Here is a 20,117-nt window from a genome sequence, read left to right on the forward strand (position 1 = left end):
AGCTTATCAATGTCCGCACCCCGGACCATGCAGCCAGCTTGCGCATTCAACTATCAAACGCGGAAGAACCATGAACATGACACCCCAAGAAATTGTTTCAGAACTGGATAAACACGTAGTCGGCCAGGATCGCGCCAAGCGCGCGGTAGCGATTGCGCTGCGTAACCGCTGGCGCAGGCAGCAGATTGCTGAGCCGCTGCGACACGAAATCACTCCCAAGAATATCCTGATGATCGGCCCTACCGGTGTCGGCAAGACTGAGATCGCGCGGCGCCTGGCGAAATTGGCGGAGGCCCCTTTCATCAAGATCGAAGCGACCAAATTCACTGAAGTCGGCTACGTCGGACGCGATGTTGACACCATCATTCGCGACCTGATCGATATCGGCATCAAGCAGACCCGCGAAACCGAAATGCGCAAGGTCCGCACCCGCGCCGAAGATGCTGCCGAAGACCGCATCATCGATATCCTGGTGCCGCCGGCCCGTGATTTCGGCTTTCATCCTGAACAGAGTTCCGGCGACGGCGACAATACAGACAAAGGAAGCAATACGCGCCAGACTTTCCGCAAGCGCCTGCGTGAAGGCGCGCTCGACGACAAGGAAATTGAGATTGAATTGTCGGAAGCCGCATCGCAAATGGAAATCATGGCGCCGCCGGGCATGGAAGAAATGACCGAGCAGATCAAGTCGATGTTCTCCGGGATGGGTAGCAACCGCAAGAAAAACCGCAAGATCAAGATCAAGGATGCGATGAAAGTCCTGATCGAAGAGGAAGCCGCCAAACTGTTGAATGAAGACGAGCTGAAGCAAAAAGCCATCAGTAACGTCGAGCAAAACGGTATTGTGTTCCTTGACGAGATCGACAAGATCGCCACCCGCTCGCAAAACGGCGGCGCCGATGTTTCGCGCGCCGGCGTCCAGCGCGACCTGCTGCCGCTGGTGGAAGGCACAACTGTCAACACCAAGTATGGCATGATCAAGACCGATCACATCCTGTTCATCGCCTCCGGCGCTTTCCATCTGGCCAAACCATCCGACCTGATCCCGGAACTGCAAGGACGCTTTCCGATCCGGGTCGAACTCGATTCCTTGTCGATCAGCGATTTCGAAAGAATCATGACCGGCACCGATGCCTGCCTGACCAAGCAATATGAAGCGCTGCTGGCAACCGAAGGGGTGACGCTGGAGTTCGCCAAGGAAGGCGTGCAGCGGCTGGCCGAAATCGCTTTCTCTGTCAACGAGAAAACCGAAAACATCGGCGCCCGCCGCTTGTACACGGTGATGGAAAAGCTGCTGGAAGAAATCTCGTTCTCGGCGACTAACGCTACGGAGAAAACCATGGTGATCGATGCTGCCTATGTCGATCAACGCCTGGGGGCTCTGGTGGTCAATGAGGACCTGTCGCGTTACGTGCTTTAACAAAATACGGGGCAGAGCCGCTCTGCCCCGGAGTATTTATTTGTCCTGCACTGGCACCGCCGGCTGCTCCGGCGGCAAATCCTGGTTTGGTGCGGGTTGTGGGGCCATTGGCGCCATCTGCGGCGTCGCCAATGGTGGCGCGGTGTTTCCCAGACCCGATTTGGCGCGGACATCCTCCGGCAACATCACCCGCTTCAGCACTCCACCTTCGGACAGCAGCACGTAAGTCGCATGGACTTCTTTTACGCTGGTTCCTGGCAACAGTTCCTTGCCCTGCCGCACAGCCTGCGGCGGTTTGCCATCGGCGCTCAGGATGGCCACGCTTTCACCATCTTTTTTTGCAGCGACGACGCCCAGCAGCTGATAGTTGCTGGCGACGGTGACTGTACCGCGGCCGCCGAACAAGCCTGCAGCCAGCGTTACGTCAACCTGCGCATCCTCGGCTGGCGGCGGCGCAGCCACCGGGCGCACCGGCGGCTTGATCAATTGCATCACCCAATACGCCGTGCAGGCGCACAGCAACATGAACAGCAGCAGGCTGATGAATTCCGGCAGGCGCTTGGTATGGCGGCCCAGTTTTTTGCTTATCGGTACGTTCACATTTATTCCTAGTGGACCAACTGGTTGATTTCAATAATCGGCATCAGCACAGCCAGCACAATCAGCAACACCACAACCCCCATCGCCAGGATCAGCGCCGGTTCCAGCAAGCCGGCAATGGTCATGGCGCGCCGCTCCAGATCCTGCTCCTGGGCGCTGGCGGCGCGTTCCAGCATGGCAGGCAGTTCTCCGGTGACTTCGCCTGCACGTATCATATGGATCAGCATTGGCGGGAAATGCTTGTGCGCCGCCAACGCACGCGCCAGACCGACCCCTTCGCGCACGCTGGTGGCGGCTGTATCAACCTGCTGCCGCATGGCGACGTTGGATAAGGTATCGCGGCTTGTTTGCAGCGCTTTCAAGATCGGCACGCCGGAGCCGGTGGTGATCGCCAGCGTACTGGCGAAGCGCGCGGTATTCAGGCTGCGTTCGAACTTGCCGTACAAAGGCGCGACCAGCAACCATTTATGCCAACGCATCTTGGTGGCGGGGTTTTTGAGCGCAGTGCGCCAGGCATAGAACAGGGCAATCACCACGATCAGCACGATCCAGCCATAGTTGCGAACGAAATCGGAAGTCGCCAGCATCACCACCGTCAGCAGCGGTAGTTTCTGCTTGGTGTTGGCGAATACCGAAACGATTTGCGGCACCACATAGGTCAGCAGGAAAATCACAATCACGAACGCCACCACGGTCACGATGGCCGGGTAGGTAAACGCCAACTTTACCTTTTGCACCAGCGAATTGCGGCGTTCGATGTAATCGGCCAGCCGCGACAACACCCGCGACAGTTGTCCGATTTGCTCGCCGGAAGCCACCAGTGCCCGGTAAATCTCGGCGAAATCGCGCGGATGTCCGGCTAAAGCGCTGGACAATGAAGCGCCGCCCATGACTTCAGAACGTATCGAGGCGATCAGATCGCGCTGATAATTGCGTTCCGACTGCTCCAGCAACGCCGTCAGGGCTTGCTCAAGCGGCAGGCTGGCTTCCAGCAGACTGGCCAGCTGGCGCGTAAACAAGGCAATCTCGACCGTCGACAAATGCTCGCCAAAACCGCGTCGTTGCGTATTGCCGGCGGCATCGACCTGTTGCGCAATGATGTCTACCGTTAATGGCAGCAAACCCTGAGCGCGCAGATCCGCCCGCGCCGCCTTGGCGCTATCCGCATTCACCACGCCTTTGGTGGTGCTGCCGCTGGTATCTACCGCTTCGTAACGAAATGCTGGCACTCTGCTCCTCGCTTAACTTTTCAACTTGAATTCACAGCTTGCTTTTGGGGCTTACTCTTTAGTTACACGCAACAGCTCAGCTTGCGTCGTAACGCCTTCGTTCAGCCAACGCTCGCCATCCTGGCGCATGGTCTGCATGCCATTGCGCTGCGCCACTTGCTGGATCTCGGCTTCGGAAGCCCGATTATGAATCTGCGCAGTAATCTCATCCGTGGTCAATAACAATTCATAGACACCGACGCGACCGTGATAGCCGGTGTGGCCACACTGTTCGCAGCCGACTGCATGCCATAACTGGCCGTCATGGCGGCGGCAATGTACGCACAGCTTGCGCACCAGTCGTTGCGCCACCACGCCCAGCAAGGACGATGACAACAGGAACGGTTCGATCCCCATGTCCAGCAGACGCGTCACCGCGGCGGCAGAATCATTGGTATGCAAAGTCGCCAGCACCAGATGGCCCGTGAGTGAAGCTTGCACCGCGATCTGCGCAGTTTCCAGGTCGCGAATTTCACCAATCATGATGACGTCCGGATCCTGCCGCAAGATTGCCCGCAGGGCTTTAGCGAAGGTCATGTCGATACGCGCATTGACTTGGGTCTGGCCGACTCCCGCCAGTTCATACTCGATCGGATCCTCTACCGTCAGGATGTTGGTGCTGCTGGTATTGAGGCGAGACAGCGCCGCATACAGCGTCGTAGTTTTACCGGAGCCGGTTGGCCCGGTCACCAGCACGATACCGTGCGGCTGAGCGATCAGCCGGTCGAATTGCGGCAACATCGTCGGGCTCATCCCCAGATGTTGCAGGTCTAGCCGGCCGGCCTCCTTGTCCAGCAAACGCAGCACCGCGCGCTCGCCGTGGCCGGTAGGCAGAGTGGAAACCCGGACGTCGACCGGCTTGCCGCCGACGCGCAAGGTGATACGGCCATCCTGTGGCAAACGCTTTTCGGCGATGTCGAGTTGCGCCATGATCTTGATCCGCGAAATCAGCGAAGCATGCACGGCTTTCTTAGGCCGCACCACATCGCGCAAGCTGCCGTCGATGCGGAAGCGCACCACCGAGATCTGCTCGAACGGCTCGATGTGAATATCCGACGCGCCTTCGCGCAAGGCCTGCGTCAACAGCACGTTGATCATACGGATCACCGGTGCGTCATCGGAAGACTCCAGCAAATCCTCGATCGCCGGCATGTCCTGCATCAGCTTGGCCAGATCCATATCGGATTCGAATTCATCCACCACCTGCGCCGCATCACCGCCTGCGCCGGCATAAGCCGCGGCAATCGCCGCTTCCAACTCATCGCGTGAAAGTTTGCGGAATTTGACGCGGCCGAAACGCCGGCTGACTTCGGCAATCGCGCTCGGCTGAGTAGCTTCGGAAATCCACAGCTCCACCGGATTGTCTGCGCCGTTGGCATCTTCGGTACGCTGCGCCAGCAATGAAAAATTGCGGGCGAAAGCGTAGGGCAGAAGGCGCGTGTCCGTCATTCTGGGGTCGCTCATGGCGTTCTGTCATTCAGAAAACCAGGGGCCGGCGAGACCTGTGGTTTCGCCGGGACCAGCATCGGCATTTGCTCCTGTTCCGGGGCAGGTTGATGAGGCGAATTCGGTGCGGATTCTTGCTTGCGCAGGTCAATGAATGGTCCACCGTCTTCCAGTTTGCTGGTCACAGATGAGCCAAAATCGGTAAGAATGCTCTTACCTGGCTGCACCTTGATCTGTTGCTTGCGCATGTAGTCGTAACGGTCCACTGCCAGCAAATTACTGGTCTCCTTGTCGCGCACAATCACCGGGCGCAGGAAAATCATCAGATTAGTCTTCTCGCGCGAGCCGGTCTGGTATTTGAAGAAATTGCCGATAAAGGGCAGATCGCCCAGTAAAGGTACTTTTTGCACCCCGCTTTGGTTGTTGTCGCCAATCAAACCGCCGAGCGCAATGATCTCACCATCGTCGATCACCACATTGGTATCCAAGGAACGCTTGGTTGTAATCGGTCCGTTAGTGTTGTTCGCCGTGCCGGTGACGACCGCAGACACTTCTTGCGAAATTTCCAGCCGCACCGTACCGCCTTCCGAAATATGTGGCTTGATTTTCAACGCGGTGCCGACGTCTTTGCGGTCGATGGTGGTAAACGGGCTGGTGGTGCCGGCGCCAGTGGTCAAGGTCGAGCCCGACACAAACGGCACGTTCTGACCAACGATAATCTTAGCTTCCTCATTGTCCAGCGTCAGCAGGTTAGGCATGGACAAAACATTGCTGCCAGTAGTCGAGTTCAAGGCGCTGGCTAAAGCACCCAAGCCGATTTTGCCGGCGATCTGACGGAATATGCCAAGCTGCAAACCACTGCCAACACTCGGCACGGTAGTGGTAGTCCCGGTATTTACCGTTTGACCAATCGCCGTATTGAACAGATTGCTATTAATCAGGCCAGTATTAGTGCCGGTAAATCCAGTACCGCCACCGATCCGGTAGGCGCTGTTTTTATCGCCGCTTAATGCCAGCCACTGCACTCCGATCTCGCTGGCGGCGCTGTCGGTGACTTCGACAATCAACGCTTCCACATACACCTGCGCCCGGCGCGTGTCGAGCTGATCAATAACTCCCCGGATATTGCGATAGACCGGCTCGCTGGCAGTAATGATCAGCGTGTTGGTACTTTCGTCGGCCTGGATAAATCCGGCAGCGCCGCCACCGCTGCCACCTGAAGATTGCGGAGATGTATCGGTCGATGGGGGCGATGGCGTAGTCGACGTCCCGGAATTCAGCGCCCCCCCACTACCTGAACCTTGCAACATGCTGCCCGAACTGCTGGAACTCTTGCTGGACTGGCTGGAACTAGGCAACGACGTATCATTGGAAACTATCGCACGCAAGGTTTTAGCCAGCTTCACCGCGTCGGCGTTTTTCAGATAGACCACATGGACATTGCCAGCGTTGGCAGTCGGCTGGTCCAGCTTGGCAATAAGCGACTTGGCCAGGTTGGCCCGACCTGCAGATGGCGCCCGAATCACCACCGAGTTGGTCCTCGAATCCGCCATGATCATGGTACGCGCGCTATCGCTGGCGCCAGGTGCAGCGGAACCGGAATCCAGCAGTTTGCTAGCCATTACTGCGATATCGCTGGCCACCGCATAACGAACCGGGATGACATCCAGGTCATTGATCGCAGGCACGTCCAGCGCGGCGATCATTTTTCCAAGGCGCTGTAAATTTTCTGCGTAGTCGGTGACAACCAAGGTGTTGTTGCCCGGGTTGGCATTGATCGTGTTGTTTGGTGAAATCAGCGGCCGCAGCACCGGCAGGATGTTGGTTGCCGACTCGTAGTTCAACGAGAAAATCTGCGTTGCGATCTGGTCCCCGCGCACGCTGGCCGGCCTGGTTGGCGCCACTTGCAGCTTGGCGTCCGCTTCCGGCACGACTTTGACAAAACCGTCGCCGCGCACCACCGCGTAGCCTTGCAGGCGCAAGGTTGATGCCAGCAAATCAAAAGCCTGCGCTTTGCTCAGCGGCTTTTCCGATACCAGGTTGATGGTGCCCTTGACGCGCGGATCGACGATGAAGGTGGTGTTGGTATATTGGCCGACCGCCTTGATCACCGACTCGATATCTGCACCGACAAAATTCATCACTGCCTGGCCGCTGGGGCCATCGGTCGTGGCGCCGGCCGGAGCTGTGCCCAACACCGGTTGCGCCGTGGCAACCACCGGGATACCGGCCGCGCAGGTCAGCAAGGCGATGGCAGCAGCGTAGCGCCACGAACCGCGCAACGCCATCTGCAAATGAGGTGTCTCGAATGTCGATGCAATCTTGTTCGCAGTGTTGTTGAATGGTGCGAGATACATTTTATCTTTCATGATTTAAACTCTAGTCCGATAACATTTCTGCCATTGATCTGGCGCCGTTGGCCGAGCAAGCTCAGTAGAGTAGCCAACTTTTCCTCTTGACCCGCCGCCGCTTCCGCGGTCCCCGAAAACTGAAAATGACCGTCTTGCAATTTACCGCTGCCGTTCAACAACATCGCGCCACCTAATGTGGTCAGCGTCAAAGCCGCCTGGGTGCCCTGCCAATCAAGCTGCATGCGATAGCTGCCAAGCGGCTTGACCGGCGACATACGCGACGCCATCGCCAGCAGGTCCAGCGTCATGCCACCGTTCAAGGCAATGCCATCGCCGCCGCCAACCTTGGTGCGCGCCAACGTCAACTGCTGCCAGCTCAGCTGCATCTTGCCTGACGGCTGCAAGGTATTCAAGGGCGCCCCCAATGCCGACAAACGCTCCGCCGGCAATAGCATGCTGGACGGACTGACAGTCCATTCGCTCCAGCTGCCGCGAATGCTTACCTTGTTCGACAACACTTGCGCATTCTCCAGCGTCGCATCGACTCGCCCGAACAACACCTGCGGCGACAGGTGCCAGGTAAAACGGCCCGGCAACAAGGCTGCAACCGCATCCTTGCCGCTGGGTGCGGCGCCGATAAAAGCCGATCCCTGCCACAAGGATCCTTGTGCATCGCCCAAGGTCAAACGGCCGCCGGTACGGCTTTCCAGCAACGGCGCCAGCCACGCGGCTGGTAAAAACGCCAGTACCGTGATCAGTGCACTCAATCCTGCAGCCACCAGCCATATCAATGCTCTGCCTAGTCCGCGCATCGACATCCCGTAATCCGAGATGACATTGCGAATGCCCTCCCTTGCTGCGCATTACTCATGCTTTTGCTGCAACAAAGTGACTGTGGCGTTGACAATTCCCGGTTGAGGCGTAGCACCACCGAGCGCCGTGACGTTGGCGTCCACCACTTGCCACTGCGAATTCTTCTGGGCATCGTCAAGCCAGTCCAGCAAGCCGGCAAAAGCGATCGACGATAGCTGCACCTTCGCCATATCGCCGTTCAGCGTCACGCTTTGCGCACTCAACCCTTTGCTTTTCAAGGCGCTCTCGACAGCCTCTTTACTCAAAGGCGAAGCTGGCCGTTCTGCTATCTGTCCGGACAACGCTACCGCCTTGGCCGTCAGGGACTGCAATTCGGCGGCTTGCTGGCGTAACGCCGGCAAATCCTTTTGCAGCCGGCTGCGGCCGTTCAAGGCAGGATCCAGCAGGAGCAGATAAATGATCGCCAGCAGGATCACCACCCCGGCTACGCTCAGCAAACGACGCTCGCGCTGGTTTCTCTGCGCCCAATAGGCGCCGGCCGGAGTCGCGATGCGATCCCAGGCTTGCCGCAGGGGATTGCGTGTAGATGTCACTTGCCACTCCCGATTTGCCAGACGCCGGTAGCCGATTTGCTCAGCGTTAATTTCATACTTGCCAATGCGCTCTTGATTTGTGTTTCGGCGCCATCCGCGTCGCCAGGATTTTTCAAACGCACCAGCAGATGGTGGTCACGGTAATCCATGCTGGCGATCGCACCGCTATCTGAACTTTGCGGCAATCCAGCCCAGGCTGTGCCAAAGGCGGTTGCCAGCGAAAGGAAATCGTCAGCGGCAAGCTGGCCGCCATCACGCTGGGCGGTGGCGATCTTTTGCTTAGCCTGGGCGATCGGATCAACGATCACGGTCTCTTTTGGAAAGGCCGCGCGATAGTTTTGCATCATGCCGCTGCGCAGGCCAGCGGCTTCGTGCCGCATGCGCAGCCAGTCGTAATTCAGGCTCACTATATTTACCAGCAGCAGCGCTGCAGCCAGACCCAGCGGCCAGCGCCAGCGACGCCAGCTGAACTCGGTGCCGGCGGCGCTGGCGGTCAATCCGCTCATCAAATCGACGCCGCTGCGCGCCAGCTCTTGCGTCCCCGCAAGCCAGTGCGACCAGTCGTCGGCCAGCACCGTCACTTGCGCCGGCTCCAGTTCTTGATAAGCGGCCAGGCTGGATTGCGGTACATATAAAGTGATTTGCTGCTGCGGCAGGATGGAGGTCAAGCCCTCCAGCACTTCTTGCGCCACCGACTGTCCCGATACCGGCGACAGTGACCAGCCCATGCCCTGCTCTGTGGACACGTGCAATGCGACATCGATGTCGCCACCGTGATCGGTAATCGCAGCCACTGCCATATCCGGCTCGCGCAAAGGCAGACAAAGCTGGGCCGGCCAGGCTTGCAGATTATGTGCGCCCAGGGCGAGCAAGGTTTTGACCAGCAATTCCAGCCAGTCTCTTTGCACGACGGCAATCAGGCGCGGATTATTTGCGGCAGCGGCGACGCCGGCGCGTTTGCGGCCGGCGACGATCACGCAGTCGAAAGGATCGACCAGCAGTTGTTCCTCCACCAGATTCGGCAGCGCCATCTTCAGTTTGGCGTCGGACAATGGCGGCACTTGCAGCTGCAGCAGGTTGACGTCAGCCGCAGCCAGTATCAGCATCACCCGGGTCGCCGCAGCAATCGACTCAGCCAGGCCGGCCAGCTGCTCAGCGCCCTGGCGCTCGATACGGCCGGCGTCGGAAACCAGCGCGTAGCGGCAATCCGGCATGGCCACCGCCGCCGCGCTGTCCAGCGTTGCCCTGGCGGGTAAGCGAATAAGTAAGGTACTCAAAACGCATCTTCCATTTATTGTTCTCTAATCCACACGATATTGGTGCCGGTGATGTTGGGGGCTTGACCCACTAGCTGCAACAAGGATACGGTATTCAGGCCAGCGCGACCCATGCGAATCTTGCCGTAGACCAAAAAAAAGTTACTGGAAACTCCGATCACCGCGTTTTCCGGCAAGGAGATGCCAAACAGGTTTGACATTTGCGTAGTGAAATGAGGGATATCGGGGAATGGCGCGGTGCGGCGCGCCGCAACCAGCGTATTGGCTTGCGCCAAGGACAAGGTGGCAAAACGCGAGGCCAGCACTTCTGCCGGCGCAGTATTCACATTGATAGGCGTTGGGTTTCCGGTCGAGGGCAAGAGCACCACGTAATCCTGTAGCTGGCGCACAATATCTGGCGTGAATCCAGGTACCGACAGCAAATCGTCGACTTGCAGCAGCGGCATCGCGCCGTTACTTGAAGTAGCCGGGCTTTGCTGCCCGGTCGGCGCCGTGACAGGCTGACTTTGGGCGATAGCCTGGGCGGCAGCCGTCGCCAATGTGGTCGGCAGGCGCAGATAACTCAGCAAACGTTTGAACGCCGCCACCTCATCGGGTGCCGGAACGCCATTGACGCTCAGGTTATTCAGGTTGTAGCGTGATTGCGCATCGATGATGTTGCCAGACAGGACAGCATCCGCCGCATCGCCGGCTGCCTGCTTATCTTCCGCATATTGATCAAGACGCGTCTCTGCCAAAGGTACGGCCCAGGGCTGTCCCAGATCAACGTATTGGAATTGCTTGCCACTGGCGCGCAAAATCATGCCGGCCCAATCCAGGGAACCGCGCATGATCCAGCTTTTCTGCAACTGCAGGCGCTGGTTTTCAATCGAACGCACCTGCACCTGCTGCTGCCAGAACAGGCTGGCGACGATGGTGATCGCCAGCGTCGTCAGCAGCAAGGCGGTCACTACTGCGACGCCACGCTGGCTGTATCTGGCCCGGAGCTTCCGGCTCATACAGCCCCCAGCAGGAAAGTCTTGGCCATGGTGCTGGTATGGCCACGCAGCTGTAGCGCTACCTGCAAACCTGTCCAGCGATTAGCGTTAACGCTAGTATCCTGGCTGCCCGCGCTGATGGCGGACGGCGGACGCCATCCCTGCTGGTCGCTCCCCCACACCTGCATTTGCATGCTGGCGATATTCGATTGCAATAACACTGCCTGGCTGTTGTTGCCGTCACCGCCATCGTTAAGCGCGCTTTGCCACAACGTATCGAGGGCGTTCAAATCGCGCGTCGGCGACGATTCCTGGCGTGTCAGCTTGCCGTCGCGCAGCCGGTAATCGACCAATTGCAAACGCGTAGGCTGCTGGTCGGCGAACACCATTCGCACCAACAACAAACGCCCCGGCTCCGCCAGTAAATACGGCCGCGTGGTCATCAAGCTCTTGGGAGCGATTTGCGCACAATCGCTTTGCAATTGGGCGAACGTCAATTGCATGCCACGCGTCTCTTCCATTTCAGCCGTCAGCGAAATCCGCGAGCGGACGATACCGTCCAGACCGCGCCAGCCCAGTACCGCCACCATTGCCAATATCGTGACGGCGATGATCAGCTCTACCAACGTAAAACCGTGGCTGCCGCTTTTCAGCTGTCTGCTAACGCGCATTCGGCACCACCTGCGACAGATTGACAATGCGCCGTTCGGAATTGGCGTCGGCGAACACCGACACTTCAACGCGCCGGAAATACGGGTTGGGCGTACCGGAAACCTTTTCTTCGCAATGCAGCGGCAGGTCGCCCTGGGCACACTCGAAGGCACGGCTGCCTATTGCCGGCCATTCCTTGCCGAGGCGGATCTGGGTCAGGCGGTTTTCCGCCGACCAGTTGGCCATCATGGCGGCGCGCAAGCCGCTGCTGTTTTGCGTCAGGCTGCCGACCGCGCGCAAGCTGGCGCCCAGCGCGGTACCGACGATGACCAGCGCCACCAGCACTTCCAGCAAGGTGAAACCTGCTTCATAACGATGGGGGGATAGACGCGGCCTAAACATTTATTCGACCGCAAAATGACCGATGCCATCGGCACGGATGACGACGCTGCTGTCACCGCTAGTCATGGTCAGCGTAAAAGGCTTGTCTACCGGCTCGCGGCCGAAGGTGATGCGTAGAGTGTTTGGCGGTGCGGCCTCAGTCGGCGGCGGTTCCATGAACAATTGCATGGGAGCTCGCTTGAAATCGCGCTGGCGCAGCATGTCGTCCTGCGCCAGCGGCTGCCAGCCGGTTTCTTCGCGCACCATGAAGCGATAGCTGTTGGCATCGGCTTCGAAAGCCGTGGGGCGATTACGCAAGATCGCTTCTTCGCGCGTCAGTTGCAGCAGCAAGGCAATGCGCCGGGCATCGTCTTGCATCACCTGGCGGTCGCTACGAAAAGCGTTAAGCGACACCACGCCCAGCGTGATGCCGGCGATCACCACCACCACCAGCAACTCCAGCAGCGTAAAGCCACCGATGGCGCCCTGGCGCAAATTGCGATGCGCCATCAGAGACATTCCTACAGATCCCACGAGCCGATATCGGCATCGTTGCCTTCTCCGCCCGGTTGGCCATCGGCGCCATAGGAAAATATATCCACTTCGCCGTGAATGCCGGGCGACAGGAATTGGTATGGATTACCCCAAGGATCTTTTGGCAACTTGTCGATGTAGCCGCCGGTTTTCCAGCCATTGGCGGCAGGACCGCTGGTCGGCTTGACGACCAGCGCCTGCAAGCCTTGTTCAGTGGTTGGATAACGTTGATTGTCGAGTTTGTAGAGCTTGAGCGCCTGCATCAAGGTGCCGATGTCCTGGCGCGCAGCCTGGATACGCGCATCGTCGGTACGGCCCATCAATTTAGGCACGACCAAAGCGGCCAGAATCCCCATGATCACCACCACCACCATGATTTCAATCAGCGTGAATCCGCGTTGCATAAGGGCAGAGCGACGTCGAACGGCCGGAAACATTGTGCTATGCATTTCTTTCCTTATCAAAAAAACCACGACCATGTTTGGAAAGGGCGATTATATGCCGCAATCGTTGCCAGGAAGCAGGAGAAATACACTTAATTATCATCAGCGTATTTATCCGGATTTTGTCATTGATTTGACACAAAGAAATGATACTACTTGATGCAGCTGCAAACGACATAACGACATTGCATCGCTATGTAAATCGGCTTTATGCGGCGGTCGATGCCAACCAGCCTATACAGCTTCCTCGCGCGGATTGCGCGACAACAAGAGCTCCATGACCGAGCGCAAGGAAGCGCCGTCGAACAGGACGCCAGCCACCGCGTTGGTGATCGGCATGTCAACGCCACGCTGCTGTGCCAGGGCACGCACCGCGGCGGCGCAACGCACACCCTCGGCGACGTGGCCGAGTTCGGTGACGATGGTCGCCAGTGGTTTACCCTGCGCCAGTCCCAGCCCGACTTTGCGATTACGCGACAAGTCGCCGGTGCAGGTCAGGATCAGGTCGCCGACGCCGGACAGGCCCATGAAAGTTTCGCTGCGGCCGCCAAGTGCGACGCCGAGCCGGGTAATTTCCGCCAGACCGCGCGTGATCAGCGCTGCCCGCGCATTCAGGCCAAGTCCCAGGCCATCGGCAACGCCGGTGGCGATCGCCAGGATATTCTTTACCGCGCCGCCTACTTCGACGCCAACCAGATCGTCGGTGGAGTAAACCCGGATGTTATCGCCATGCACCGCTGCCACCACCTGATCGCACAGGCCGGCATGGGTACTGGCCACCGACAGGGCGCAAGGCAGGCCGCGCGCAACTTCCTGTGCAAACGACGGCCCGGACAACGCCGCCGCCGGGATCGCATCGCCCAGCACCTCGCGCACGATCTGATGCGGCAGCAAGCTGGTGTTTTCTTCAAAACCCTTGCACAGCCAGACGATATTCGGAATCGGATACGCTTGCAGCTGCTGCACCAGTTCACGCAAGCCGGCAACCGAAGAAGCGACGATCAGCAAGCCCTCGGCCTGAGCGGCGAGCGCATCGCTGGTCACATGAGTCACAGCCTGTGAAAAATCGGCGCTCAGGCGCAGATTGTCAGGCAAGGCAAAGCCCGGCAGATAGGCGCTATTCTCACGCTGTTGCGCGGCCGCCGCCATGGTGTCGGGATTCCGCCCCCACAGCGTCACGCTATGGCGCTGCGCCAAGGCAATCGCCAACGCCGTGCCCCAGGCGCCGGCGCCGAGTACAGTTATGTTCATAGTTTTATTATTTGCGGGACAGAGTTTAAGAGCCGCCGTAGCGCGGCGAATTACTCTGTCCTCAACCGATCAGATAAAACGCCCAAATTGCTATGAAAAATATTGACGGAACATGTATCAATCGCCCCAAACCTCAGCAGCCTTCACATAGCCGGTTTGACCATCACGGTGACGCACCTTGGCCCAGCCGGATGCGACCGGATCAACCAGTTCCAGCAACACACCCTTGTCGGCTGAAAACACGACAGCGGCGGCATCGTCAGGATTAGCGCGGATCTTGGCATTGGCCACGCTGACTTGCAAATTGCGCTTGGCGACCAGGCCTTTCGACTGCAACCACGACAAATCGCCGCTGGCGTCGCGCACTTTGGTCCATTCGCCGTAGGTCAGCACCACTTCGACCGGCATGCCACGCGGGGCAACTGCTACGCGCCGGCCTTTTTCCGAGGGCGCGTCATATAACACCACAGGCGCTGCGCCAACCGCCTTGAAATCGAGCGCATGGGCAGAACCGGCAACGCCAAGCAAGCTTCCCATGAACAACGTGGCGGCACCGGCCATGCGTGCAAAATTCATCTATTGATCTCCAGTTGCGGAAAAATTCACTGGGTGGCAAGCGCCCGCCAAAGCGGACGGCCTGCCGCCAGACATACCGCACTCATTTGTCGACAGGAACCGGCAGCAAGTTACCGCCGGCAAGCCCGCCGAAATTAGTTGATTGCTGTCGAACCATCAACAGCGATGCTGTCGCCGCTGCCTTTTTGCGCTTGTTCAGCCAATGCCTGCAGGCGTTGTTGGTAGAACACTTCGAAGTTGATTTCCGCCAGGTGGATCGGTGGGAAACCGGCGCGCGTGATTGCGTCAGCCAGGTTTGCGCGCAGATATGGATAGACGATGTTCGGGCAACCGATGCCGAGCAGCGGATCCAGCTGTTCAGTCGGGATATTGCGCAGTTCGAAAATACCGGCTTGCTTGCCTTCAACCAGGAATGCAACCTTGTCCTTTACCTTGGCGGTAACGGTGACGGTAACGGTCGACTCGAAAATGCCTTCGGCCAGCGCTTCTGCGCCGACATCAACCGCTACTTCGATTTGCGGCGCCTCTTGCTCGAGGAAAATGGCCGGCGAATTCGGTTGCTCAAGCGACAAATCCTTCAGGTAAACGCGTTGAATCTGGAACACCGGTGCTTCAACTTGTTGGTTCTCTTCAGCCATGACACTCTTTCAGTTAATTTAAATTAGCCAGATTGCGAAAAATGCCATCTGACCTGTTTCTCCGTACAGTTTGCAACAATACCTGAATCGCCAGCTTATTTGCTGGCTTATTGCTGAAAATCAGGCACTTTGCAGCAGGGGCTCAAGCTTGCCATCGCGATCGAGCGCGTGCAAGTCGTCAAAGCCGCCAACATGGGTTTCGCCGATATAAATTTGCGGAACGGTGCGACGGCCGGTCTTTTGCATCATTGTCGCGCGTTGCGACGGATCAAGGTCAATTCTGATTTTTTCGATATTTTCCACGCCTTTTGCCTTCAGCAATTGTTCGGCGCGGATGCAATACGGGCATACCGCAGTGCTATACATTACCACTTGTGCTGTCATGATTACTCTTTCTGGTCCGGTTGCCGCAGCGGGCAGCGGCGGTTCAACGGCGGTTATTTGACGGTAGGCAGGCCCTGGGTCTGCCAGGCTGCAATGCCACCTTCCAGGTTATAGGCCTGGGCAAAACCGGCCTGGCCCAATTGCGCCACCGCTTTTGCAGACTGGTTGCCAGTCTGGCAAACCACCACTACATTCTTTGCTTTAAACTTGTCGAGTTCGGCCATGCGCTGCGGCAAGTCTTTCAAGGGAATGTTTTTGGCGTCAATCAGGTGGGCGGCGGCAAATGCCTCGCCGTCGCGTACATCCAGCACCAGGGTTTTACCCTGGTTAATCAGCTGGGTAGCCTGTAAAGTCGTTACCCGGTTACCGCGTTTTTGCAACAAAGGCAGCAACAACGCACCGCCCGACAAAATTGCTACTGCAATCAGAAAAATGTTATCAATCAAGAATTTCACGGCGATCCAATGGTATTAGTTAATCCCGCCATTATAAAATAGAAGCTGGAGCGCCATTCAATTCGTATTGCTTGCCGCGAAAAACTTGGCATGCGGTTGATCTTGCATCGCGATCGACTGATGCTGTTCTTGGTAATTTAACCATCTTACTTGATCAGTTGAGGACGGAGTAATTCGTCGCCCTGAGGCGACTCTTGAACCCTGTCCCCAATTATTTATATCTATGTACAAAATCGTATTGATGCGTCACGGCGAATCCACCTGGAACCTGGCTAACCGCTTCACCGGCTGGGTCGATGTCGACCTCACGGAAAAGGGCGTAGCCGAAGCTCGCCAGGCCGGCCAGTTGCTGCTGCAAGCCGGCCTCACCTTCGACCTGGCCTACACGTCGGTGTTGAAACGTGCGGTTCGCACCCTGTGGGGCACGCTCGACGAGATGGACCTGATGTGGTTGCCAATCCGGCACAGCTGGCGTCTGAACGAACGCCACTATGGCGCTCTGCAAGGCTTGAACAAGGCGGAGACAGCCGCCAAGTACGGCGACGAACAAGTGATGGTATGGCGCCGCAGCTACGACACGCCGCCGATGCCGCTGGAGCCGAACGATCCGCGTACTTCCTATGCCGATCCACGGTACGCCGGCCTCAAGCGCGAGGAAATTCCGCTGACCGAATGCCTGAAAGACACCGTGGCGCGCGTATTGCCATACTGGAACGATGAAATCGCGCCATCTATCCGTAGCGGCAAACGGATCATTATTTCGGCGCACGGCAACAGCTTGCGCGCCCTGATCAAGATGCTGGACGGCATCAGCGACGAAGATATCGTTGGCCTCAACATCCCTAACGGCCAGCCGCTGGTCTATGAGCTGGATGCGGATCTGAAGCCGATCAAGAGCTATTACCTCGGCGACCAGGCGGCGATAGCAGCGGCGATGAACGCCGTGGCCAGTCAGGGGAAAGCGAAATAAATATCTCGCCGGGTAATCTCCTGACGCCCTTCAGCAAGCGCAAAACCAGCCACGCCAAACGCCGCCAGCCGGCTCTCTTGGCGTGGCCTTTGGCGCTGCTGTTGGCGACAGCGCTGGGCTTGGCCCTGCCTGCGGCGACCAACGCTGCACCTGCCAAAATCACTGAACGCAGCAAGCAAAAACAGGCGGCGGAAGCACAGCGCGCCGACTTGCGGCAAAAACTTGATAATCTCAAGCGTGACATCAGCCAGACCGAAACCCAGAAAGACGATGCCAGCGATGCGCTGGCCGATTCTGAAGAAGCGGTTTCCAAGGCGACCCGCTCCTTGCGCGATCTCGGCGCCGAGCAAAACCAGACTGAAGCCAAACTGGCCAAACTGGCCAAACAGCACGATGAACTCAGCAAGACCGTCACAAAGCAGCAAACCCAGCTAGCCAATCTGCTGCGCCAGCAATATGTCGCCGGCAATGAAGACCGCATCAAACTGCTGTTGTCGGGCGACAATCCGAACCGCATCAATCGCGACCTGCAATACATGGGCTACGTCTCGCAGGCGCAGGCCAAGCTGCTGGAATCGCTTCGCGCCAACCTGGCCGCGGTGGAAGCCAACCAGACTGAAGCCCAGAACGCCAAGGACGACCTCGACGAAATCGCCCAGGAACAGCGCGACCAGAAGAAGCTGCTGGATCAGGAAAAAGCCAAACGGGCGGCATTGCTGAGCCAGCTTTCCAGCAAACTGAGCAGCCAGCGCAAGGAAGTCGGCAATATCGAGCGCGACGACCAGCGCCTGTCGGGCCTGGTGGATAAATTGGCGCAACTGATCGAAGCGCAAAAACAAGCGGAAGCTGCGGCGCGCGAAAAACTACGCCAGCAGCAACTGGCCCAGGCTAAAGCCAAGGCCGAAGCACAAGCCCAGGCGGCACGCGAGCGCCAGCGCCTGCTTGAACAGCAGCGCGCAGCCCGGGCTAACAAGCCGCCCGCCGGCGATACTACGGTCAAACCCAAGCCAGTCAATCCGGATGCGATCGACGATGACCAGCCGCCGGCCGTTGCCGTGACACCGCCGGCTCCTGCAACGCCGGTGGCGCGCAACGAGCTGACGCCGGAAGCCGACGTCAAAGATGTTTCCTACGGCAAACCGTTTGAATCCTTGCGCGGCCAGCTACGGCTGCCGGTACGCGGCGACGTCATGGCGCGCTTTGGCAGCAAGCGCGGCGACGGCCCGAGCTGGAAGGGATTGTTCATCCGTACCCCGGAAGGCGCCGAGGTCAAGGCGGTCGCCGCCGGCCGCGTGGTGTTTGCAGACTGGCTGCGCGGCTTCGGCAATCTGATCATTGTCGACCACGGCAACCAGTACATGACTATTTACGGTAATAATCAGGCATTATTGAAGCGCCCCGGCGATACGGTAAAAGCTGGCGACGTGATTGCCAATGCCGGCAACAGCGGCGGTAATGAACAATCGGGTTTATACTTCGAAATTCGGCATCAAGGCCGTGCGTTCGACCCACTCGGGTGGGTAACTACTAGGTGAAACATGGGCAGTAAGCTTAAAAATATCGGTCTAATCAGTTTAGGCGTCATTGCCGGCATCGGCGCCTCTATCCAGTTCGACGCTATTGCGCAGAAGAGTGCTGCTGCGCCATTGCCGCTGGAAGAGTTGCGCCAGCTGGCCGATGTGTTCGGACTGATCAAGTCGGATTACGTAGAGCCGGCTGATGATAAAAAGCTACTGACCGAAGCCATTTCCGGCATGGTCGCTTCGCTCGATCCGCACTCGGCCTACCTGGACAAGAAAGCTTACAAGGAATTACGCGAGAGCACGCAAGGCACGTTTGTCGGTCTCGGCATCGAAGTCGGCATGGAAGACGGCTACATCAAGATCATCTCGCCAATCGAGGATTCGCCCGCCTACCGCGCCGGCATCAAGGCTGGCGACCTGGTCACCCGCCTCGACTCTACCCCGGTCAAGGGCATGACCCTGGAGCAGGCAGTCAAGCGCATGCGCGGCGAGCCGAACACCAAGATCACCCTGACTATTTCACGCAAGGGTGAAGACAAGCCCCTGATCATCCCTATCACGCGCCAGGAAATTCGCGTTCAGAGCGTGAAATCGAAAGTGGTTGAACCGGGTTACGCATGGCTGCGCATCACCCAGTTCCAGGAACCGACAGTCGACGACATGGCCAAGAAAGTCACCGCCATCTACGCACAAGAACCGAACCTGAAAGGCCTGGTGCTGGATCTGCGTAACGATCCGGGCGGCGTGCTGCCAGGCGCGATCGGCGTGTCCGCCGCCTTCCTGCCTAAGGATTCGGTGGTAGTGACAACCAATGGCCAGTTGCCAAGCTCCAAGGCCTCGTTCTACGCCAAGCGCGAATATTATGCCAATCCGGGCAACGACCCGCTGGCGCGCCTGCCGGAAGCCTTGAAAAAAGTACCGATGGTGGTGCTGGTCAATACCGGTTCCGCGTCCGCTTCGGAAATCGTCGCCGGGGCCTTGCAAGACTACAAGCGCGCCACCATTATGGGCACACAGACTTTCGGCAAAGGCTCGGTGCAATCCGTCATCGCTCTGCCGCCTGACCGCACGACTGCGGTCAAGCTGACCACGGCGCGCTACTACACGCCGAACGGCCGCTCGATCCAGGCCCGGGGCATCGTGCCTGACGTCATGGTGGACGAGTATGCTGACGGCGACGGTTTGAACGGCCTGCGTCTGCGTGAAGCCGACCTGACCAAGCATCTGAGCAACGACACTGACAAGGGTCCTGAAGTCACCGCACCAAAAGTCGATGAACTGGAAGAAGCGCAACGGATTGCCGCCGCCGAGAAGAAACGCAAACCGTTGGAATACGGTAGCAAGGATGATTTTCAGCTGGCGCAAGCGATCAATCAGTTGAAGGGATTGCCGGTGCAGGTGTCCAAGGTCAAGCCGGAAATTCGCTCGGAAACCGACAAGGACGACACCACCTCGAAAGATGACAAAGCAGATCCGGCCGCTGGCGCAGTCATCAAGAAAAACTTGAAGACCGAAGAGAAAAAAGACGACAAGAAGAGCGATAAAGAATAATCGCTTTTCACGCTA

At 58.2% G+C, this 20,117-nt stretch carries 21 protein-coding genes; 4 read left to right on the forward strand and 17 right to left on the reverse strand.

Annotated features, from left to right (window positions below; translation table 11 throughout):
* The first annotated feature begins 70 nt into the window (after positions 1 to 70).
* Positions 71 to 1,420 (forward strand): ATP-dependent protease ATPase subunit HslU, encoded by a 1,350-nt coding sequence (gene hslU / locus LT85_RS22780; RefSeq protein ID WP_038493533.1) that lies wholly within the window; start codon positions 71 to 73, stop codon positions 1,418 to 1,420.
* 36 nt (positions 1,421 to 1,456) lie between these two features.
* Here hslU and LT85_RS22785 read toward each other — a convergent pair whose 3' ends face one another.
* The 17 genes from LT85_RS22785 to LT85_RS22865 all read right to left on the reverse strand — a co-directional run bounded on the left by LT85_RS22785 (position 1,457) and on the right by LT85_RS22865 (position 16,058).
* Complete coding sequence (locus LT85_RS22785; RefSeq protein ID WP_052135405.1) at positions 1,457 to 2,020, reverse strand: type II secretion system protein N; 564 nt, start codon at positions 2,018 to 2,020, stop codon at positions 1,457 to 1,459.
* A gap of 8 nt (positions 2,021 to 2,028) precedes the next feature.
* Complete coding sequence (gene gspF / locus LT85_RS22790) at positions 2,029 to 3,249, reverse strand: type II secretion system inner membrane protein GspF (RefSeq protein WP_038493535.1); 1,221 nt, start codon at positions 3,247 to 3,249, stop codon at positions 2,029 to 2,031.
* Between the two features lie 51 nt (positions 3,250 to 3,300).
* The gene (gene gspE, locus LT85_RS22795) at positions 3,301 to 4,752 is read right to left on the reverse strand and encodes a type II secretion system ATPase GspE (RefSeq protein ID WP_172657014.1); all 1,452 of its coding nucleotides are present in this window, start codon (positions 4,750 to 4,752) and stop codon (positions 3,301 to 3,303) included.
* Positions 4,749 to 7,103: a type II secretion system secretin GspD gene (gene gspD / locus LT85_RS22800; RefSeq protein ID WP_081992640.1), complete on the reverse strand. Its 2,355-nt coding sequence runs from the start codon at positions 7,101 to 7,103 to the stop codon at positions 4,749 to 4,751. The genes gspE and gspD overlap by 4 nt, the downstream gene beginning before the upstream one ends.
* The gene (locus tag LT85_RS22805; protein ID WP_253273605.1) at positions 7,100 to 7,903 is read right to left on the reverse strand and encodes a type II secretion system protein N; all 804 of its coding nucleotides are present in this window, start codon (positions 7,901 to 7,903) and stop codon (positions 7,100 to 7,102) included. Before LT85_RS22805 ends, gspD begins: the two co-directional genes overlap by 4 nt.
* Positions 7,904 to 7,948: 45 nt before the next feature.
* Positions 7,949 to 8,491: a type II secretion system protein GspM gene (gene gspM / locus LT85_RS22810; protein ID WP_052135406.1), complete on the reverse strand. Its 543-nt coding sequence runs from the start codon at positions 8,489 to 8,491 to the stop codon at positions 7,949 to 7,951.
* Positions 8,488 to 9,768, reverse strand: a complete 1,281-nt coding sequence (gspL, locus tag LT85_RS22815; protein ID WP_038493541.1) for a type II secretion system protein GspL — start codon at positions 9,766 to 9,768, stop codon at positions 8,488 to 8,490. The genes gspM and gspL overlap by 4 nt, the downstream gene beginning before the upstream one ends.
* Before the next feature lie 14 nt (positions 9,769 to 9,782).
* Positions 9,783 to 10,766 carry a type II secretion system minor pseudopilin GspK gene (gene gspK / locus LT85_RS22820; RefSeq protein ID WP_038493544.1) on the reverse strand — a complete coding sequence of 328 codons (984 nt, stop codon included), beginning with the start codon at positions 10,764 to 10,766 and terminating at the stop codon, positions 9,783 to 9,785.
* A complete protein-coding gene (locus tag LT85_RS22825) occupies positions 10,763 to 11,416 on the reverse strand; it encodes a prepilin-type N-terminal cleavage/methylation domain-containing protein (protein ID WP_038493547.1) in 654 nt (217 codons plus the stop codon). Before LT85_RS22825 ends, gspK begins: the two co-directional genes overlap by 4 nt.
* Positions 11,406 to 11,798 (reverse strand): type II secretion system minor pseudopilin GspI, encoded by a 393-nt coding sequence (gene gspI, locus LT85_RS22830; RefSeq protein WP_038493549.1) that lies wholly within the window; start codon positions 11,796 to 11,798, stop codon positions 11,406 to 11,408. The genes LT85_RS22825 and gspI overlap by 11 nt, the downstream gene beginning before the upstream one ends.
* The gene (locus LT85_RS22835; protein WP_156117617.1) at positions 11,799 to 12,287 is read right to left on the reverse strand and encodes a GspH/FimT family pseudopilin; all 489 of its coding nucleotides are present in this window, start codon (positions 12,285 to 12,287) and stop codon (positions 11,799 to 11,801) included.
* Between the two features lie 11 nt (positions 12,288 to 12,298).
* Positions 12,299 to 12,715, reverse strand: a complete 417-nt coding sequence (gene gspG / locus LT85_RS22840; RefSeq protein WP_253273606.1) for a type II secretion system major pseudopilin GspG — start codon at positions 12,713 to 12,715, stop codon at positions 12,299 to 12,301.
* Between the two features lie 273 nt (positions 12,716 to 12,988).
* On the reverse strand, positions 12,989 to 14,005 hold the full coding sequence (locus LT85_RS22845; RefSeq protein ID WP_038493555.1) for an NAD(P)H-dependent glycerol-3-phosphate dehydrogenase: 1,017 nt from the start codon (positions 14,003 to 14,005) through the stop codon (positions 12,989 to 12,991).
* A 117-nt stretch (positions 14,006 to 14,122) separates the two neighbouring features.
* Positions 14,123 to 14,473 carry an SH3 domain-containing protein gene (locus LT85_RS22850; RefSeq protein WP_437177304.1) on the reverse strand — a complete coding sequence of 117 codons (351 nt, stop codon included), beginning with the start codon at positions 14,471 to 14,473 and terminating at the stop codon, positions 14,123 to 14,125.
* Between the two features lie 242 nt (positions 14,474 to 14,715).
* Positions 14,716 to 15,219 (reverse strand): protein-export chaperone SecB, encoded by a 504-nt coding sequence (gene secB, locus LT85_RS22855; protein WP_038493558.1) that lies wholly within the window; start codon positions 15,217 to 15,219, stop codon positions 14,716 to 14,718.
* 120 nt (positions 15,220 to 15,339) lie between these two features.
* Positions 15,340 to 15,603, reverse strand: a complete 264-nt coding sequence (grxC, locus tag LT85_RS22860; RefSeq protein ID WP_038493561.1) for a glutaredoxin 3 — start codon at positions 15,601 to 15,603, stop codon at positions 15,340 to 15,342.
* Positions 15,604 to 15,656: 53 nt separating this feature from the next.
* On the reverse strand, positions 15,657 to 16,058 hold the full coding sequence (locus tag LT85_RS22865; protein ID WP_038493564.1) for a rhodanese-like domain-containing protein: 402 nt from the start codon (positions 16,056 to 16,058) through the stop codon (positions 15,657 to 15,659).
* Positions 16,059 to 16,281: 223 nt separating this feature from the next.
* Between LT85_RS22865 and gpmA the strand changes: the two genes are divergently transcribed.
* From gpmA to LT85_RS22880, 3 genes are all read left to right on the forward strand, one after another.
* Entirely contained in the window at positions 16,282 to 17,028 is a 747-nt protein-coding gene (gpmA, locus tag LT85_RS22870) for a 2,3-diphosphoglycerate-dependent phosphoglycerate mutase (RefSeq protein ID WP_038493567.1), read from the forward strand.
* An 89-nt stretch (positions 17,029 to 17,117) separates the two neighbouring features.
* Positions 17,118 to 18,563 (forward strand): murein hydrolase activator EnvC family protein, encoded by a 1,446-nt coding sequence (locus LT85_RS22875; RefSeq protein ID WP_038493571.1) that lies wholly within the window; start codon positions 17,118 to 17,120, stop codon positions 18,561 to 18,563.
* A 3-nt stretch (positions 18,564 to 18,566) separates the two neighbouring features.
* Positions 18,567 to 20,102, forward strand: coding sequence for a S41 family peptidase (locus LT85_RS22880; protein ID WP_038493574.1), 1,536 nt, complete (start codon positions 18,567 to 18,569; stop codon positions 20,100 to 20,102).
* Positions 20,103 to 20,117 lie beyond the last annotated feature (15 nt).

The organism is Collimonas arenae (assembly GCF_000786695.1).
GTDB lineage: Bacteria > Pseudomonadota > Gammaproteobacteria > Burkholderiales > Burkholderiaceae_D > Collimonas > Collimonas arenae_A.